This is a genomic window from Nocardiopsis kunsanensis DSM 44524, assembly GCF_000340965.1.
GTDB lineage: Bacteria > Actinomycetota > Actinomycetes > Streptosporangiales > Streptosporangiaceae > Nocardiopsis > Nocardiopsis kunsanensis.
In genome coordinates this window covers 31370-47818 of sequence record NZ_ANAY01000042.1, presented here as the reverse complement: position 1 = coordinate 47818, position 16449 = coordinate 31370, and the positions used below count along the sequence as shown (strand labels likewise).

Genomic DNA, 16449 nt, shown 5'->3' with positions numbered 1-16449 from the left:
GCGGTCACTGGTCGCCTACGACCACTGACCAGGGCACACATTTCCCATCAACGATCTAGAGTGTGGCCCGTGACACACTCTCCAGTCATCGCAGACCCAGAGGAACACGTTGCCGTGCGCCGGGTGTGGGAAGAACTCGGGCTGCCCGGGCTCGTGGACGTGCACACCCATTTCATGCCCGGCAACGTGTTGCGCAAGGTCTGGGCCTACTTCGACGACCTCGGCGAAGGCGTCTGGCCCATCACCTACCGCGACGACGAGGACTCGCGTGCCGAACGCCTCCGCTCCTTCGGGGTGCGCCGCTTCACGTCACTGTTCTACCCGCACCGCCCCGGTATGGCGCGCTGGCTCAACGGGTGGGCCGCCGACTTCGCCGGACGCAACCCCGACTGCCTGCGCAGCGCCACCTTCTATCCCGAGCCGGACGCCGCCGACTACACGGCCGAGGCCGTCGCCGACGGAGCCCGTGTCTTCAAGGCCCACCTCCAGGTGGGGGCCTACGATCCCCGCGACCCCCACCTGGACCGCGTGTGGGGCGTACTCGCCGAGTCGGGGACACCCGTGGTCGTGCACTGCGGCTCCGGCCCCTACCCCGGACGGTTCACCGGCCCCGGGCCCTTCGCCGAGGTCCTGCGGCGCCATCCCGCGCTCACCGCCGTCGTCGCCCACGCCGGGGCACCCGAGTACAGCGCGTTCCTCGACCTCGCCGAACAGTACGAGCGCGTGCACCTCGACACCACGATGGCCTTCACCGACTACATCGAACGCGATGCCCCGTTCCCGAGGGAGGAGCTCCCGCGCCTGCGTGCGATCGGCGACCGGGTCCTGCTGGGCACCGATTACCCCAACATCCCCTATCCCTACATCGACCAACTCCGTGCGCTCACCCGGCTCGGCCTGGGCCGGGACTGGCTGCGCGCGGTCATGCACGACAACGGCGCCCGCCTGTTCGACCTGCCACCAGAGCGGATGTAGAGAGAAGGCACCATGGAGCTGGCACTGACGCCCCTGGAGTTCGCCCGCCGCACCCGGAGACTGCACCCTCAGCGCGAGGCCGTCGTCGACCGCGGTCTACGACTGACCTACGAGGAGTTCTTCGACCGCTGTGACCGGTGGTCCGCCGCGCTCCAGAGCATGGGCGTGGCCAAGGGCGACCGGGTCGCCTACATCGCCCCCAACACCCACGCGCAACTGGAGTCGTTCTACGCCGTCCCGCAGCTCGGTGCGGTACTGGTCCCGGTGAACTTCCGCCTCACCGCCGACGACTTCGTCTACATCGTCAACCATTCCGGCGCCAAGGTCGTGTGTGTGCACGCCGACCAGCTCGAGGCCGTGGACAGTGTCCGGGACCGGATGCCGGGCGTGGAGCGGTTCGTCGCACTCGAGGACCCGAGTCCCGGCTGGGAGGACTACGAAGCGCTCGTCGCGGACTCCTCCCCCGACTACACCGCGCCCACGATCGTCGAGACCGACCTGCTCACCATCAACTACACCTCGGGGACCACCGCCCGGCCCAAGGGGGTGATGATCACCCACCGCAACGCCTACATGAACTCCGTCGGCACTCTGCTGCACCTGCGCATGGACATCGGCGACCGGTACCTGTGGACGCTCCCGATGTTCCACGCGAACGGCTGGACCTACACCTGGACGGTCACCGCTGCGGGCGCCACACACGTGTGCCTGCCCGCGATGGACCCGGCCCGGGCCTTCGAGCTCGTCCGCGACGAGCAGGTGACCTGGCTGTGTGCGGCCCCGACGGTCCTGATCATGCTGTCCAACGCATCGGAGTCCCAGCGCGGCGAGGTGCCCTCCGGCGTGCACGTGGTCACCGCCGGCGCCTCCCCGGCCTCCGACACCATCGAACGCCTGGAGGACGGCTTCGGCTGGACCGTCACCCACGTGTACGGGCTGACCGAGACGACGCCGTTCATCACCGTCTGCGAGCCGCGCCCCGAGCACCGGGAACTGGACACCGGCGAACGCGGGCGCCTGAAGGCCCGCCAGGGCGTCGAACTCATCACCTCCGGTGAACTACGGGTGGTCGACGAGCAGGGTGAGGAGGTTCCGTGGGACGGCGAGACCGTCGGGCAGATCACCGTGCGCGGCAACGTCGTCATGGCCGGCTACTACAAGGACTCCGAGGCCACTGCGAAGGCGATGGGCAACGGCTGGTTCGGTACCGGTGACGCCGCCGTCGTCCACCCCGACGGGTACACCGAGATCCAGGACCGGCTCAAGGACGTCATCATCTCCGGCGGCGAGAACATCTCCTCCGTGGAGGTCGAGGGTGTGCTCCTTCGCCACCCCGCCGTGTTGGAGGCCGCCGTCGTCGGTGTGCCCCACGAGCGGTGGGGTGAGACCCCGCTCGCGACCGTGGTGCTGCACGAGGGTGCCACCGCGACGGAGGCGGAGATCATCGCTTTCGCGCGCGAGAACCTCGCGCACTTCAAGGCACCCACACAGGTGGCGTTCACCGAGCAGCTGCCGAAGACCGCGACGGGCAAGATCCAGAAGTTCGTGCTGCGCGGCGGTGCTTCCGCCGTCACGCGGCAGTGACCGGGGCGTGTGTGGATCGGGCCGGCACCGGACGCATCCGTGGTCGGCTCCCCGGGAAGGGGTAGGGATGATCAGGAGGGAGGAACCATGGACGACGAACAGCTCTTCGACGAGCTCCTCCGCAGGCTGAACTCCGAGGGTGACTCGGCCGAGTACTCCGATGACCGGAGCGGGGTCCTCCTGCATCGTTTCCAAGGCACCGACCATGATCCGCCCTTCGTCCTCCACGTGGACGCGCGGACACTGGGTGAGCACCTGCGGTCGATGGGCGGCCTGCGGGAGCTCTTCCCGGACGAGTCCCCGGACATCTCCGCCCTGCAGCTCTTCCTCGTCCGGGTCATGGAGACCGTCGACCTCGTTCTGAGCAGTTCCGGCGCCTCGGACTCCGACCGCCGCCACCTGGTACCGGTCGCTTCCGGGGTCAGCTCGCGGACCGAGCCCCCGGTTTCCTCCTGACCCGTCCCCCACTTCTTCGGGCCCACGGCAGGGGGCCGGGCTGTGCTGCCGGCCGCGTGCCGTGGGCGGCCCTGCCGTCGGGAAGCGCGGACGGGCAGGACCGGATGACGGATGTCATGGCACGGGCCGTGCGGGACGCAGGGTCGAGCGGTGATGCGCGGCACTGCCGCACCGGGGGCTCGGCGTTCTAGGTTCGGGGCATGGACAACGAGCATCCTTCCTCCGCGCATCCGACACCCCCTGCCACGGATCCGGGCCCGGTGGGGCCCACGCCGCCCCCGCGGCGGCGCGGGCCACGGTCTGCGCCGCCGGGGGTTCCGTACCACCGCGTGCTCGCGACGGAGAAGCGGCAGTTCTGGCGGGGCGTCGCCGCGCTCCTGCTCCTGCTGGCCGGCCTGTTCGCCTTCTCCTTGGGTTTCGGGGCCCTCGGGCTCTTCGCCGAGTCGGCGCTCGGCCTCACCGATCCGGCCTCGGACGACATCGAGATCACCCCGGTCTCCCAGGCCACGGCGCTGTTCTCGCTCGCTCTGCTCCTTCCGTGGAGCATGCTGGTCCAGCGTTGGGTCTACAAGGTCGAAGGGGTTTCGCTGCACTCGGTCCGGTCGTTCTTCCGGTTCGACCTGATGGCGCGGGCTCTCCTCGTCGTCCTGCCGGTCTGGACGGTGTACATGGTCGCCTTGAACATGTTCCTGCCGTACGGGGAAGGGCACTGGAGCAGCTTCGACCTGTTCGCCACGTTCGCGATCGTCATCGTTCTGACGCCGTTGCAGTCGGCCGGTGAGGAGTACGGGTTCCGCGGGCTCGCGTTCCGGGTCGCCGCGAGTTGGGGGCGGGGGCCGCGCACGGCGCTCTTCCTCGGCGTGGTCGTCTCCAGCCTGTTGTTCATGGTGGTCCACCTGGCGCTGGACCCTTGGCTCAACCTGTACTACTTCTCGCTCGGTGCGACCCTGGCTCTGCTCACGTGGCGGACGGGCGGGCTCGAGCTCGCCGTCGTCGTCCACGCGGTCAACAACACGGTCGCCTTCCTCCTGGTGCTCATCACCCGCACCGACCTGGCCGAGGGCATGGACCGGTCGGTGGGTACGGGATCACCGGTGTTGCTGCTGCCTTGTGTCCTGCTCCTGGTGTTCACGGCCGTGGTGTGGCGGCGTGACCGGCGGTCCGGCCCTCCTCTGACCACGGGCCCGCCGCCGGCGTGAAACGCGGAGATGCGGGCTCCAACGGGTCAGCGGCCGATCCGTAGGGCGAGGTCCACGTGCCCGCCCGCTGTGAGCTCCTCCCAACCGTGGACGGCGGCGTACCACTCGTCGGGCACAGCCGAGGCGCCCCAGCGTGCGCCGAGGAGGGAACCGGCAATGGCGGCGACGGTGTCGGTGTCGTCGCCGGCGCGCACGGCGGCCTCCAGTGAGGACCGCAGGTGACCGGTACCGCCGTCCGTGAGCGGGGTACGGGTGATCGCCGACCAGGCGGCCTGGAGCGCGGTGACGACGAACCCGTTGCTGCCGAAGGTATGGGGCTCGGCGGACTCGGCCGCGTCGAGACGGGTGTTCCAGTCCGCGCGCCGTTCCGCGGGCAGGAGTCCCACCCCTGCACGTACCCCGTCGAAGGTTCCGTGGACCACGGCGTGCCGGATCCCTTCGCACCAGATCACGCAGGCGTCGCCGGCGAGGGGGTCGGCGTGGGTGAGGTCGCTGACCAGGCGCGCGGACTCGGCCGTGGTCCCGGCGTCGTCCACGGTGTGGAGGGCGACGGGCCCGGTGCGCATGAGCGATCCGTTTCCGGCGGTGCGTCCTCCGTCGCGGTGGAGGCCGCGCGAGGTACGCAGTAGCGCCGCGGCCGTCCCGTGCGGGTCGGCGGTCTCCAGTGCGGAGTCGAGGACGGCACGGGTCTGGTTGCCGATGTCGGTGGCCCCGGAACGGCGCCAGTGGAGGAAATGGTCGGCGACGGCGTCCAGTACCCGTGTGTCCCGGAGGGGGAGACCGTCGGCTCCGGCGAGGGCCCGGGCGATGCACACGGCCATCTGGGTGTCGTCGGAGTACTCCCCGGGCGCGTAGGGGCCGAGGCCGCCGCCGATCATCCCGGGGACGCTGTCCTGTCCGAGGCGTGGAGCGAATTCGTAGGGGACCCCGAGGGCGTCGCCGCAGGCGGCGGCGAGCAGGACGCCTGCGGCGCGGTCCTCGCGTCCGGTGGTTGGTGTGAGGGGATGGGGCATGGGCGGCGCTTCCCTTCGGGACGGTGAGTACGGGCCGACCGCCGACGGGGCGATCGGCCCCTCGATTCTTCCGCCGGTGACGGAGGACCGCCAGGTTCTGCCGAGAAGGGCCGACACCGGTCACCAACGCATACACCGGGTGCCGGAGGGACGGTCCGCGGGTCTCTTCGGGGGCAGCGGTGCGGAAGGCCGACCGACATCCGGGTGAGGGGCCTCCACCAGAAGTCGCAAACCAGGTTCCTGCTCGGGGCAGAAGACCGGGACCACCCGTCTCCGCGATTCTGAAGACATACAAAACGGGTGCTTTCCACGGCACCGCCCCCGATCCGTCGATCCTCAGGAGTAGCTCGTGTTCCCGAGCAGGCCAACCCCCCGGGCCCAGCGCCCCCGGCACGGTCGCCGTCCCCTCGCCGTACTCGCCGCGGCGGGCACCGTCGCGGTCCTGGCTACCAGCTGTGCCGGCGCCACCGGGGCGGGCCCCGCCCCGCCGCCGAGCGTCCCCAACCCGGAGGCCGCCGGTGCAGAGCTCACCGAACAGGACGTCAACGCCTGGCTCGACGGGGTCCTGCCCGCCTATCTGGATCAGGCCCAGATCGCCGGAGCGGGTGTGAGTGTGGTCGCCGACGGCGAGTTGCTCACCGCTCGCGGGTACGGCTACTCCGATGTGGAGGCCCAGGAACCGGTCGACCCAGAGGAAACACTGTTCCGTGTGGCTTCGGTGACCAAGACGTTCACCGCGACAGCGGTGATGCAGATGGTCGAGGCCGGAGAGCTCGACCTGGACACAGACGTGGACGAGTACCTCGACTTCGAGGTGGACAAGTCCTACGACCAGGACCTCACCCTCCGCCACCTGCTGTCGCACACGGGCGGGTTCGAGGAGCGTGTCGCCAACGCGATGCTCGGCGAGGGCAAGGAGGTGGACCTGCGCTCGGTCGTGTCCGAGGACCCGCCGGAGCAGGTCTACGAACCGGGGACGACACCCGCCTACTCCAACTACGGCATCGCGCTCGCCGGTTACGTCGTCGAGAACACCAGCGGGACGCCCTTCACCGAGTACATCGAGGAGAACGTGCTCGCCCCGGCCGGGATGGACTCCTCCACCCTCGAGCAGCCGCTGCCCGAAGAGCTGGAGTCCCGTCTCTCCGAGGGTTACGTCCTCGACGAAGAGCCCGCCGTCGAGCGGTTCGAGACCGTCTCCGACTCCCCGGCGGGGGGCCTGACCTCATCGGTGACCGACATGGCCGAGTTCATGCGCGTGCACATGGAGGCGTCCGAGGGCGCCGGTGTGCTGGAGCCGGAGACGATCGCCCAGATGCACGAGCCGGCACTGGGTGAGGAGAGCCTCGGCGGTCTCGCCGGCGGCGCGCAGATGGGCCTGGGCTTCTTCCAGGAGGAGCGCAACGGGAACCGGGTCGTCAGCCACGGTGGGGACACCGACGTGTTCCACTCCGAGATGCAGATCTACCCCGAGGAGAACGCGGGGATCTTCATCACGTTGAACAGCTCCGGCAACAGCAGCCTCATTTCGCACAGCATGCGTCTCGCGCTGGCCGAGGGCTTCGCTGACCGCTACTTCCCCGGTGAACAGGCCGACGGTGGGCAGGTCGAGCCCACTGCGGGGGAGCACGCCGCGCTTTTGGAGGGCAACTACACGAGCTCCCGGTCGATCCACAGCAACTTCGCCTCTGCCCTCTACACCGTGGACGAGACACAGATCGTGGCGACGGAGGACGACACGATCGTCCTGACCAGTCCCGAGACCGGGCAACCCACGGAGTACATCGAGGTCGAACCCTGGGTGTGGCGCGAGATCGACGGGCATCGCACGCTGGCGGCGGACGTGGTCGACGGCGAGGTCAGGGCGATCGGGACGACGGCCTTCACCTTCATTCCGGTCGACGAGAACACCCAGGCCGCAGTGGTCCTGCCGGTCGCCATCAGTTCGGTCGCTGTGATCGTGGTCGCCATCCTCTCGTGGCCCGTTTCGGCCTTCGTGCGCTGGAGGACGTCGCTGCCCAAGCGCGACCGGACCGGCCTGTGGGCACGGCTCCTGACCCGGACCGCCATGATCCTCACCCTGCTCGGGTTCGTCGGCTGGGCCCTGGCGCTCAACGTCGCCCTGAGCTTCGAGCCGGTCTCCTTCGGGGAGCTGAGGAGCATCCAGGTCGTGCAGGGGCTGGGCGCGCTCGGGATCTTCCCGGCGGCCTATGTCCTCTACGACAACATCCGCCGCGGTGAGGGCTGGGGCCGCTACATCGGCAGCTCACTGGTCCTGTTGGCACTGTTGGGCACCGGCTGGATCGCCACCGTGTTCGGGATGGTGGCCGGAAGTGTCTCCTTCTGAGTAATCTCTGCGGTACCCCGAGGGTGCGGGCGGGCCGGATCCCGCCCGCACCGGCCGCCCCTCCCCCACCCACGAGCAGAGCGGAATCGATGAGCCGTGAGAACTCGGCGTGCCCGGTCGTGGCCGACGCCGGACAGAACACCTTCGACCGGCCGTTCCCCGGGCCGTTGGCACCGCTCGACAAGGGGCTCACCCGCCTGGGCTTCCGCGGTCCGTTCAGCCGCGATCTCCTCCTGAGCGTGGTCGTCACACTGGCCTCGCTCGCGATGCTCTCCTCGATCGTGGGTCTGGCGAAGGCGGAGGGGACCCCGTTCACACCCGCCGCCGTGGCCGTACTCGCTGCCCTGACGGCCGCACAGTCGATGGTGGTGTGTGTACGCAGGACCGCGGCGCTCCTGTGCCTGTTCGCCGTGGTGGCGACCCAGGTCGCGATCATCGCCCTCCTGCCGGCCGACGTCGCCTTCCAGGGGTTGGCGGCCTTCTTCGTGGCCTACACCTGCGGCACCGTGCTCCCGCTACGGCAGCTGGCCCGGGTGGTCGCGGCGGTCACGGTCGTCCTGGGCCTGTTCGGGGTCCTGTTCGCCTTGCCGCCGTTGGCCTCGCTCTCACCCCCCGCTCAAGTACCGGATCCCCTTCTGGCCGGTGCGGGGCGTGCGCTGTCCTCCTTGCTCGCCTTCGGCGCGCTGGGCCTGGTCGGCAACGACGTGGCCATGCGGCGCCGTTTCGCCCGGTTGGAGCGGCTCAGGATGGTCGAGATGGAGAAGGAGCGGACCGAGCGTGCCATCAGGGAGGAACGCACGCGTGTGGCACGGGAGCTGCACGACGTAGCCGCGCACCACCTCTCCGGGATGGTGGTGCAGGCGGGTGCGGCCGAGAAACTCGTGGGCCGGGACTCTCCGGCCGTCGCGGAGACGGTCGGCTGGATCCGGGTCCAGGGCAAGGAGACCCTGGAGAACATGCGGCTGGTGGTCGGTGCGCTGCGCGAGTCCGGGGAGCAGTCGTACGAGGAGGTCGAGGGCGCCCCGTCCACGGACGGGGCGCCCGTCCCCGGGATCGCCGATCTCGACCACCTGGTGGCGGGGGAACGCGCGCAGGGGTGCGAGGTCGCCCTGGAGCGCACCGGCACCGCCCACGAACTCCCGCCGGCCGCCGATGTCACCTTCTACCGGGTGGCCCAGGAGGCGTTGGCCAACGCGCGCGACCACGCGTGGGGAGCATGGGTACGTGTGGAGCTGCACCACCGCGAGGCCGAGATCGTGCTCCAGGTCGACAACGGCCCCGGCTCGGAGCGCGAGGAGTCGCCGAAGGGGACCCGGGGGCTGGGTCTGCTCGGGATGAAGGAGCGCGCCGACCTCATCGGCGCGGAATTGGAGACGGGGACGACGGACTCGGGTGGGTGGCGCGTCCGACTCACTCTGCCCCTCGGTTGACCGCGCTCGGCCGGAGGACGGGCCCGGCGGAAGGGTCCGCCGGGCCCGTTCCCGTTCTCCGCGCGCGTTCATCGCCCGCCGAATCGGCCTTAGACTTCCGTGTGCAGAGCGGCCAGGCCCTTCCGGCCGCCGGACCTCTCGACCCCCGAAAGCCGCGCCTGGCGCCTCCTGCAGCTCCGATGCCGCTGCGAAGAAAGGCGAACTCCATGGTCAGGGTGGCCCTGGTCGACGACCAGTTCGTGGTCCGGGCGGGTTTCCGGGTGATGTTGGAGACCGCCGAGGACATCGAAGTGGTCGGTGAGTGCGGGGACGGCCGGTCCGCGGTCGAACTCGTCGAGCGGGTGCGCCCGGACGTGGTCTGTATGGACGTGCGTATGCCGCGCGGGGACGGGTTGACGGCGACCCGGGAGATCCTCGCCCGTGCCTCGGAGATGCCCCCGGCGATCCTGGTGGTGACCACCTTCGACCTGGACGAGTACGTGTTCGGGGCGCTCGAGGCCGGCGCGAGCGGGTTCGTCCTGAAGGACACCGCCCCCGACGACCTGGTCGAGGCCGTACGTCGGCTCGCCGACGGGTACGGCCTGGTCGACCAGGCCGTCACCCGCCGGGTCATGGCCGAGTTCGCCAGGCGGCGGTCCGTGCGTGGTACGGACAACGGCTCGCTCGATCTGCTCACCGAACGCGAGCTCGAGATCGTCCGGTTGCTCGCGCAGGGCATGTCCAACGTCGAGATCGCCGACAAGCTCATCATCGAGGCGAGCACCGTCAAGTCACACCTGGGTCGGGTGATGACCAAGATCGGTGTCCGCGACCGGCTGCAGACCGTTGTCTGGGCCTACCGGAGCGGTGTCGCCACCCCTTGACGCTCTCGGGCACGGCGCGGGTCAGGCCTCCAACCCGCGGCGGGCCAGCAGCGGCTCCAGGCGCGGCTCGCGCCCGAGGAAGTCCCGCACCGCACCCATCGGGTCGACGCTTCCTCCCACCGCCAGCACCTTCTCGCGGAACCGGTCGCCGTTCTCCCGCCGCAGCCCGCCGTGCTCACGCAACCACTCGACACTGTCGGCGTCCAGCACCTCGCTCCAGACGTAGGAGTAGTAACCGGCGCTGTAGTCCCCGGCGAAGATGTGCAGGAAGTACGTGCTGCGGTACCGCGGCGACACGAGCGGGTGCACGACCCCGGCGCGCTCCAGTGCGCGGGCCTCGAAGGTGGCCGGGTCCTCGATCTTCTCCCCCGGTGCGAGCCGGTGCCAGGACCAGTCGAGCAGCGCTGCCGCCAGGTACTCGAAGGTCGAGAACCCCTGGTTGAACCGGTTGGCGCGTTCCAGCGCCGACACGAGCTCGGCGGGCACGGGCTCCCCGCTCTCGTGGTGGCGCGCGTATCCGGCCAGGACCTCCGGGTCGGTCGCCCACACCTCGTTGACCTGTGAGGGGTACTCCACGAAGTCGCGGGGCACGCTCGTGCCCTCCACCAGGGGGAACCGCACCGCCGACAGCAGGCCGTGCAGGGCGTGGCCGAACTCGTGGAAGGCGGTCTCGACCTCGTCCCAGGTGAGCAGGGTGGGGCCGGAGGCGGGTTTGGTGACGTTGAGGTTGTTGACGACCACGGGGCGGTCGTCGAGCAGGAAGGACTGTGCGACGAGGTTGTGCATCCACGCGCCGCCCTCCTTGGTGGGGCGTGCGTAGGGGTCGAGCAGGTACAGGCCCAGGCCGGTGCCGTCGGTGTCGAAGACCTCCCACACGCGTACGTCCGGGTGGTACCCGTGCAGGTCGGTGCGTTCGGTGAAGGTGATCCCGTACAGCAGGTGGGCGGCGTGCAGGACCCCCTGCTCGATGACCCGGTCGAGTTCGAGGTAGGGGCGCAGCGCCTCCTCGTCGAAGTCGTAGCGCTCCTTGCGCACCTGCTCGGCGTAGTAGGCCCAGTCCCACGGCTCGATCTCGTGGCCGGCCTGTTCGGCGAGGGCGGCGGCCTCGCGTTCGACGTTGCGGCGGGCCGGTTCGACGAGGCGTCCCAGGCGCTCCTCGACGGCTTCGACGGTCTTGGCGGTCTGGTCGGCGACCTTGTAGGCGGCGTGGTCGGTGTAGCCGAGGAGGCCGGCGTGTTCGGCGCGCAGCTCGGCCGTGCGGGCTGCGATGGCGAGGTTCTCGGGGGCGCGTTCGGTGCTGAGCCGGTACAGCTTCTCGCGGGTGGCGCGATCGGTGAGCTGGGCGAGGGCGGGCTGCACGGAGGTGTTGAGCAGGGGCAGTACGTAACGCCCGTCCTGTTCCAGGGCGGCTATACGTTCCTCTCCGAGGCCGTGGAGGTCGGCCGGGTCGTCGGTGACCAGCGCGGAGTCGGCGCTCGCGCGGACCAGGTTCTGACCGAAGTCGGAGGCCAGCTCGGCGAGTTCGGCGTTGATGGCGCGCAGCCGCTCCTGCTGTTCGTCGTCGAGGTCGGCGCCGGCCTTGACGAAGTCGGTGCGGTAGTGCTCCAGGAGTTGGCTCTCCTCCGGGTCGTCGGTGGCGACCTGCTTGATGCGCTGCCAGAGTCCGCGGTCGAGGAAGACCGCGTCCCGGTGGCCGGCCGAGCGGGGCGCGAGTTCGCGTTCGATCTGTTGGATCCCGTCGGTGGCGTCGGATGCCGCGAGGGTGTGCAGGGCGACGGTCTCCACCCGGTTCAGGGTCTGCCCCGAGCGCTCCAGCGCCGCAATGGTGTTGTCGAAGGTCGGGGGGTCGGGGTCGGCGACGATCGCGGCGATCTCGGCCAGGTGTTCGGCCGCGCCCTGTTCGAAGGCGGGCACGATGTGCTCCTCGCGGACGGCCGCGAAGTCGGGGAGACCGTAGGGGAGGTGGCTGGGTCGCAGCAACGGGTTGTCGGTCACGGGTGGTTGCTCCTTGCTGTAGGGCGGTCGTGCCGTTCTACCGGATCCTGACCGAGGTCGATGTGTTATGAAAATGTTACTCAGATCGCCGGAGTCGGTACCCCTGTCCCGGCCGTGTTCCGGCAAGCCGCCCGTATCGGGGAAACATGTCTCACAACGCTCTCGGGGAAAGTGCTGCGTGCGCACGGTCACACCCGTGTTCGGTGGCGGCGTTCGGGGACGGAACCCCCACGACTCGGGGCATCCGAAAACGATCAACGGTCACGAAACACCCGTCCGGGACGAATAGCACGTGGTTACACGCATCACTCATGTAACCCCAGAATGGACAGCGACCCAACAGGTTTTTACGTCGGGGTCGCGGTGCACCAACCCCGCACCCACCACCGACCCGTCAAGGAGGTCTACCGTGGCCGAGACAACGGAGAAACCCCCCGGCCGGGCCATGGGCCTGCTCCTGGGGTCCCTGCGCGGGATCGAGAAAGCGGGCAACAAACTCCCCCATCCCTTCTGGATCTTCGCCTTCCTCGGGGGATTCGTGATCCTGCTCAGCGCAGTGCTGAGCTGGGCGGGCGCACACGCCGTCTCACCGATCGACGACGAGCGCATCGATGTACAGAGCCTCCTGTCACCGGAGGGCTTCCAGGTCATCTTCGGTGAAGCCGTCACCAACTACGTGAACTTCCCACCGCTGGGCCTGGTCGTGGTGATCATGCTCGGTGTCGTGGTGGCCGAGCAGACCGGCCTCATCAACGCGATCCTGCGCGGCAGCATCACCCGGGTCCCGGCCAAGTACATGACCTTCGTCGTGGCCCTCCTGGGGATCTGCGGCAGCATCGCCAGCGATGCCGCCTACGTCATCCTGATCCCGCTGGCCGCGGTCGTTTTCCAGGCAGTGGGCCGTAGCCCCACGCTCGGCATCGTGGTCGCCTTCGCCTCGGTCTCGGCCGGATGGAACGCCACGTTCGTCGTGGCCCCCACCGACGCCCTGCTGGGCGGTATCAGTACCGAGGCCGCCCGCGTCATCGACCCCGAGGCGACCGTCACCCCGCTCGCCAACTACTTCTTCAACGCGGTCAGCGCCGTCCTGCTCGCCGTCCTGATCACGCTCGTCACCGAGCTGGTACTGCGCAAACGCACCGAGGGCCTGGACGACGCGACCACCGAGGACGACACGCTCGGCGACTTCCACCTCCAGCCCGAGGAACGCAAGGGCCTGCGGGCCGCCGGCTTGACCCTCCTGGTCATGGCAGTGTTGTTCGTCGCCGCACTGGTGCCGGAGAACTCCTGGTTCCGCGGCGCGGACGGCACGGTCATGGAGTCCCCGCTGGTCAGCGGCATCGCCGTGGTCCTGGCCGTGGCCTTCCTCGCGGTGGGTACCGCTTACGGCCTCGTGGCGGGCACGGTCCGGCAGGCCGCGGACGTGCCCGCCTTCATGGCCAAGGGCATCAAGGACCTCGCACCGGCTCTGGTCCTGTTCTTCGCCGCCTCGCAGTTCCTGGCCTACTTCCAGTGGTCCGGGATGGCCGAGGTGCTCTCGGTCCGCGGCGCCGAATTGCTGGAGGCTCTCGATGTCCCGGTGGCGGTACTGTTCATCGGATTCATCCTCATCGCGACCCTGATGAACCTGTTCATCACCAGTGGTTCGGCCCAGTGGGCGCTCATCGCACCGGTCTTCGTCCCGATGCTGATGCTGCTCGACGTGAACCCGGAGACCACCCAGGCGATGTACCGCATCGCGGACGCCTCCACGAACATCGTGACGCCCATGAGCCCGTACTTCGTACTCGTGCTCGGCTTCATGCAGCGTTACCGCAAGGACTCCGGGATCGGCACACTGGTCTCGCTGACGCTGCCCTTCACGGTGACGATCCTGATCGTGTGGACGCTGTTCTTCCTCGGCTGGTACACGCTGGGTCTCCCACTCGGTCCGGGTGCCCCGGTCAGCTGACTCACGGAGACCGCATACAGAAGGGGTCCCGCGCTGTACATGCGAGGGACCCCTTTCCGTGCTCCCGGGTCAGGAGGCCGGGGTCCCCAGGCGCACCGGGAGGGCGAGCGGGGAATTGATGAAGACCGACGGCATCTCGGCCGGGTCGTCATCGTCCACGGCGGCCCGGGGGAACCGGGTGAACAGGCCCCGCAGGGCCGTCTCCAGTTCCATACGCGCCAGCGACGCACCCAAGCACGTGTGCGGGCCGTGCCCCAGCCCCAGGTTGCGCGGCCGGTCCTCGGTCAGGTCGAAACGCTCGGCGCTGTCCCCGTAGCGCTCCTCGTCGAGGTTGGCCGCCAGGTAGCCCAGCAGCAGGGGCTCACCCTTCGCGACGGTCACACCGCCGATCTCCACGTCCTCCACGGCGAAGAGGAACGGCAGCGCGGCCACGCTCGTGGAGTGGCGCAGGACCTCCTCCACCGCCGTCGCCCACTCGGCCTTCCCCTCTCGCAGCAGGGCCAGCTGTTCGGGGTGGGCCAGCAGCACCTGCACACCGTTGGCGACGGCAGAAGCGGTGGTCTCGAACCCGGCGGTGATCATGAGCCACAGGGTGTCGCGCAGTTCCACGTCACTGAGGCGGTCCCCGTCCTCGTTCGCGGTCACCAGCACCGACGTCATGTCCTCCCCCGGCTCGGTCTGCTTGGCGGACACGAGCTCGTCGACGAAGGCGTCGACGTCGGCGCGCAACGCGGCGACCTCCTCCGGGGTCCCCTGGGAGAAGGCGGTGGCCACCATCGCGCGCATGCGGTCGTGGTGGGAGGGGTCGAACCCGAACAGCGCGGCGAAGACCGCGACGGACAGCGGGTAGGCCAGCTCCTCCTTGACGTCGACCGGTTCACCCTCCGGCCGCTCCGCCAGAGCGTCGATGAGCTCTCGCGCCGTCTTCTCCACGACCGGACGCAGCGCCTCGATCCTGCGCGGGGTGAAGGCGCGTGAGATCAAGCCCCGCAGGCGGCGGTGTTCGGCTCCGTCGGAGGTGAGCATGTTGTCGAGGTGCACCATCGCGCGGACCGGGTGGTTCTCGGGCACCTCGCCCTCGCCGAGTGCCCGCCAGGACCGCCAGTTGCGGCGGAAGCGGGGGTCGTTGAGGGCCGAGCGCAGGGCCTCGTCACCGGTCAGCGCCCAGACTTCGAGATCCGCGACCACAACGCGCGCAACGGGCCCGGCATCCCGGAGTGTGCGTGCGAGTCCCCGCTGGCCTCCTGGTTCGAGGACGATGGGTCGGGTGTGTGCGGACATGACTGGTCTCCAGAGGTCGGGGTCTTCTGCTGGGGCCGGGGGGCGGTCTGCACGGGGGTGAAGGTCACCGGCAGGCTCTCCAGTCCGTGCGCGAAGGGGGACCGCCTCCAGGCCAGGTCGCTCGGGGGCACGGAGAGCGCCATGTCCGGCAGCATCCGGAAGACCGTGCCGACCGTGTCGACACCGATCTGCCGAGCCAGGTTCCGGGCCGGGCACTGGTGGGGGCCGGTGCCGAACGCCAGGTGGGCGCGGGTACCCGAAGGTGAGGTGAGGTCGAGGTGCTCGACGACTCGGGGGTCGGAGTGCGCGGGACCGTACCCCGTGATCAAGCAGTCGCCTTCCCCGACGGTCCAGCCGCCGAGTTCCATCTGCTGAGCGGGGTAGCGGCCCGGCATGAGATAGATCGGGGGAGCCTTCCACAGCACGATGTCGACGAGCTCCTCGATCCGCGCGTTGCCGCTCATGATGTCGGCGCGGGAGCTGCGGTCGGAGAGCAGCGCGTGGAAGGTGTTGGCGATGAGGTTCATCAAGGGGTCGTGTGCGGCCGAGATGATGAGGATGAGCTGGTGTGCGACCTCTTCGTCGTCGAGGCCGTTGGGGTGGGTGATCATCCGGGAGACCACGTCACTGCCGGGGTCCTCGCGCCGCTGCAGGGTGACCGACTGGGCGTACCCGAAGAGCCCGCCCATGGCGGCCTCCGCCTCTTCGCCGCCGTCCCACACCTTGCGCATGAGTCCGACGAGCTGTGTGCCCTGGTCGCTGCCGAGGCCGAAGGCGTCGTTGAGCAGGAGCAGGGGCAGGCGGAAGGCCAGGTCGGAGACGAGGTCGGCCCGGCCGCGGCTCGCCGGTTCGGCCATGAGCTCGCGGGCGAACTCGTCGACGACGTTGTAGGTGCGTGCGGCCGTGAGAACGCTCAGGGCGTCCTCGATGACCTCCCGGTAGCGGCCGTGGTCGGGCGGATCGCTCGCCAGGGCGTTGCGGAAGTACCAGAAGGGCCCGGGGACCTTGTCGGGGGTGGCTCGCCCTTCCTTGGCCTCGGTCCAGCGGCGTGGGTCACGGGGGAAGACTCGGGCGTCCTGCAGGACGGTGCGGTTGAGTTCGTAGCTCAGCAGCACCCAGGCGAGTACACCTGGGGCGACCTCCACGGGGGCCAGGTCACCGAAGCGGTGCCGGAGTTCCTCCATGGTTTCGGGGACGGTCGCCTCGGTCTGCCCGTAGAGGGGGACGGCCGCCTCTCGGGCGGCTGCCATCGGACACTTCGCTGAGGGCGTGCCTGCGGGCCTGTCGGGACTCAAACGTGCAGGTCTCCTTCCTGACCCGTGTCCTGGGGGCACGGATACGCGGGCGCTTGGTCG

At 69.6% G+C, this 16449-nt stretch carries 12 protein-coding genes; 8 read left to right on the top strand and 4 right to left on the bottom strand.

Annotated elements, in window-relative coordinates; translation table 11 throughout:
- Positions 1-69 precede the first annotated feature (69 nt).
- The 4 genes from D456_RS0121090 to D456_RS0121075 all read left to right on the top strand — a co-directional run bounded on the left by D456_RS0121090 (position 70) and on the right by D456_RS0121075 (position 4214).
- A complete protein-coding gene (locus tag D456_RS0121090) occupies positions 70-975 on the top strand; it encodes an amidohydrolase family protein (protein ID WP_051049520.1) in 906 nt (301 codons plus the stop codon).
- Between the two features lie 12 nt (positions 976-987).
- Positions 988-2559, top strand: a complete 1572-nt coding sequence (locus tag D456_RS0121085; RefSeq protein ID WP_017578159.1) for a long-chain-fatty-acid--CoA ligase — start codon at positions 988-990, stop codon at positions 2557-2559.
- Between the two features lie 87 nt (positions 2560-2646).
- Positions 2647-3015: a hypothetical protein gene (locus D456_RS0121080; protein WP_017578158.1), complete on the top strand. Its 369-nt coding sequence runs from the start codon at positions 2647-2649 to the stop codon at positions 3013-3015.
- 200 nt (positions 3016-3215) lie between these two features.
- Positions 3216-4214: a CPBP family intramembrane glutamic endopeptidase gene (locus D456_RS0121075; protein WP_026116087.1), complete on the top strand. Its 999-nt coding sequence runs from the start codon at positions 3216-3218 to the stop codon at positions 4212-4214.
- A 26-nt stretch (positions 4215-4240) separates the two neighbouring features.
- Here D456_RS0121075 and D456_RS0121070 read toward each other — a convergent pair whose 3' ends face one another.
- Positions 4241-5227, bottom strand: a complete 987-nt coding sequence (locus tag D456_RS0121070) for an ADP-ribosylglycohydrolase family protein (RefSeq protein ID WP_017578156.1) — start codon at positions 5225-5227, stop codon at positions 4241-4243.
- A 349-nt stretch (positions 5228-5576) separates the two neighbouring features.
- Between D456_RS0121070 and D456_RS0121065 the strand changes: the two genes are divergently transcribed.
- The 3 genes from D456_RS0121065 to D456_RS0121055 all read left to right on the top strand — a co-directional run bounded on the left by D456_RS0121065 (position 5577) and on the right by D456_RS0121055 (position 9867).
- The gene (locus D456_RS0121065; protein ID WP_017578155.1) at positions 5577-7574 is read left to right on the top strand and encodes a serine hydrolase domain-containing protein; all 1998 of its coding nucleotides are present in this window, start codon (positions 5577-5579) and stop codon (positions 7572-7574) included.
- An 89-nt stretch (positions 7575-7663) separates the two neighbouring features.
- A complete protein-coding gene (locus tag D456_RS0121060; RefSeq protein ID WP_017578154.1) occupies positions 7664-9004 on the top strand; it encodes a sensor histidine kinase in 1341 nt (446 codons plus the stop codon).
- A gap of 206 nt (positions 9005-9210) precedes the next feature.
- On the top strand, positions 9211-9867 hold the full coding sequence (locus D456_RS0121055) for a response regulator (RefSeq protein ID WP_017578153.1): 657 nt from the start codon (positions 9211-9213) through the stop codon (positions 9865-9867).
- 21 nt (positions 9868-9888) lie between these two features.
- Here D456_RS0121055 and D456_RS0121050 read toward each other — a convergent pair whose 3' ends face one another.
- Positions 9889-11862 carry a M3 family metallopeptidase gene (locus tag D456_RS0121050; protein WP_017578152.1) on the bottom strand — a complete coding sequence of 658 codons (1974 nt, stop codon included), beginning with the start codon at positions 11860-11862 and terminating at the stop codon, positions 9889-9891.
- 445 nt (positions 11863-12307) lie between these two features.
- On the opposite strand from D456_RS0121050, the gene D456_RS0121045 reads away from it, so the two are divergent.
- Positions 12308-13813, top strand: coding sequence for an AbgT family transporter (locus D456_RS0121045; RefSeq protein ID WP_051049519.1), 1506 nt, complete (start codon positions 12308-12310; stop codon positions 13811-13813).
- A 69-nt stretch (positions 13814-13882) separates the two neighbouring features.
- On the opposite strand, the gene D456_RS0121040 is transcribed toward D456_RS0121045, so the two are convergent.
- Positions 13883-15001 carry a cytochrome P450 family protein gene (locus tag D456_RS0121040; protein ID WP_017578150.1) on the bottom strand — a complete coding sequence of 373 codons (1119 nt, stop codon included), beginning with the start codon at positions 14999-15001 and terminating at the stop codon, positions 13883-13885.
- On the bottom strand, positions 14971-16344 hold the full coding sequence (locus tag D456_RS0121035; protein WP_017578149.1) for a cytochrome P450 family protein: 1374 nt from the start codon (positions 16342-16344) through the stop codon (positions 14971-14973). Before D456_RS0121035 ends, D456_RS0121040 begins: the two co-directional genes overlap by 31 nt.
- Positions 16345-16449 lie beyond the last annotated feature (105 nt).

What these genes read in the sequence shown, in the direction of transcription:
- D456_RS0121085 (WP_017578159.1), top strand. Translation starts at nt 988, where the DNA reads ATGGAGCTGGCACTGACGCCCCTGGAGTTCGCCCGCCGCACCCGGAGA.
- D456_RS0121080 (WP_017578158.1), top strand. Translation starts at nt 2,647, where the DNA reads ATGGACGACGAACAGCTCTTCGACGAGCTCCTCCGCAGGCTGAACTCC.
- D456_RS0121075 (WP_026116087.1), top strand. Translation starts at nt 3,216, where the DNA reads ATGGACAACGAGCATCCTTCCTCCGCGCATCCGACACCCCCTGCCACG.
- D456_RS0121070 (WP_017578156.1), bottom strand. Translation starts at nt 5,227, where the DNA reads ATGCCCCATCCCCTCACACCAACCACCGGACGCGAGGACCGCGCCGCA.
- D456_RS0121060 (WP_017578154.1), top strand. Translation starts at nt 7,664, where the DNA reads ATGAGCCGTGAGAACTCGGCGTGCCCGGTCGTGGCCGACGCCGGACAG.
- D456_RS0121055 (WP_017578153.1), top strand. Translation starts at nt 9,211, where the DNA reads ATGGTCAGGGTGGCCCTGGTCGACGACCAGTTCGTGGTCCGGGCGGGT.
- D456_RS0121045 (WP_051049519.1), top strand. Translation starts at nt 12,308, where the DNA reads ATGGGCCTGCTCCTGGGGTCCCTGCGCGGGATCGAGAAAGCGGGCAAC.
- D456_RS0121035 (WP_017578149.1), bottom strand. Translation starts at nt 16,344, where the DNA reads ATGGCAGCCGCCCGAGAGGCGGCCGTCCCCCTCTACGGGCAGACCGAG.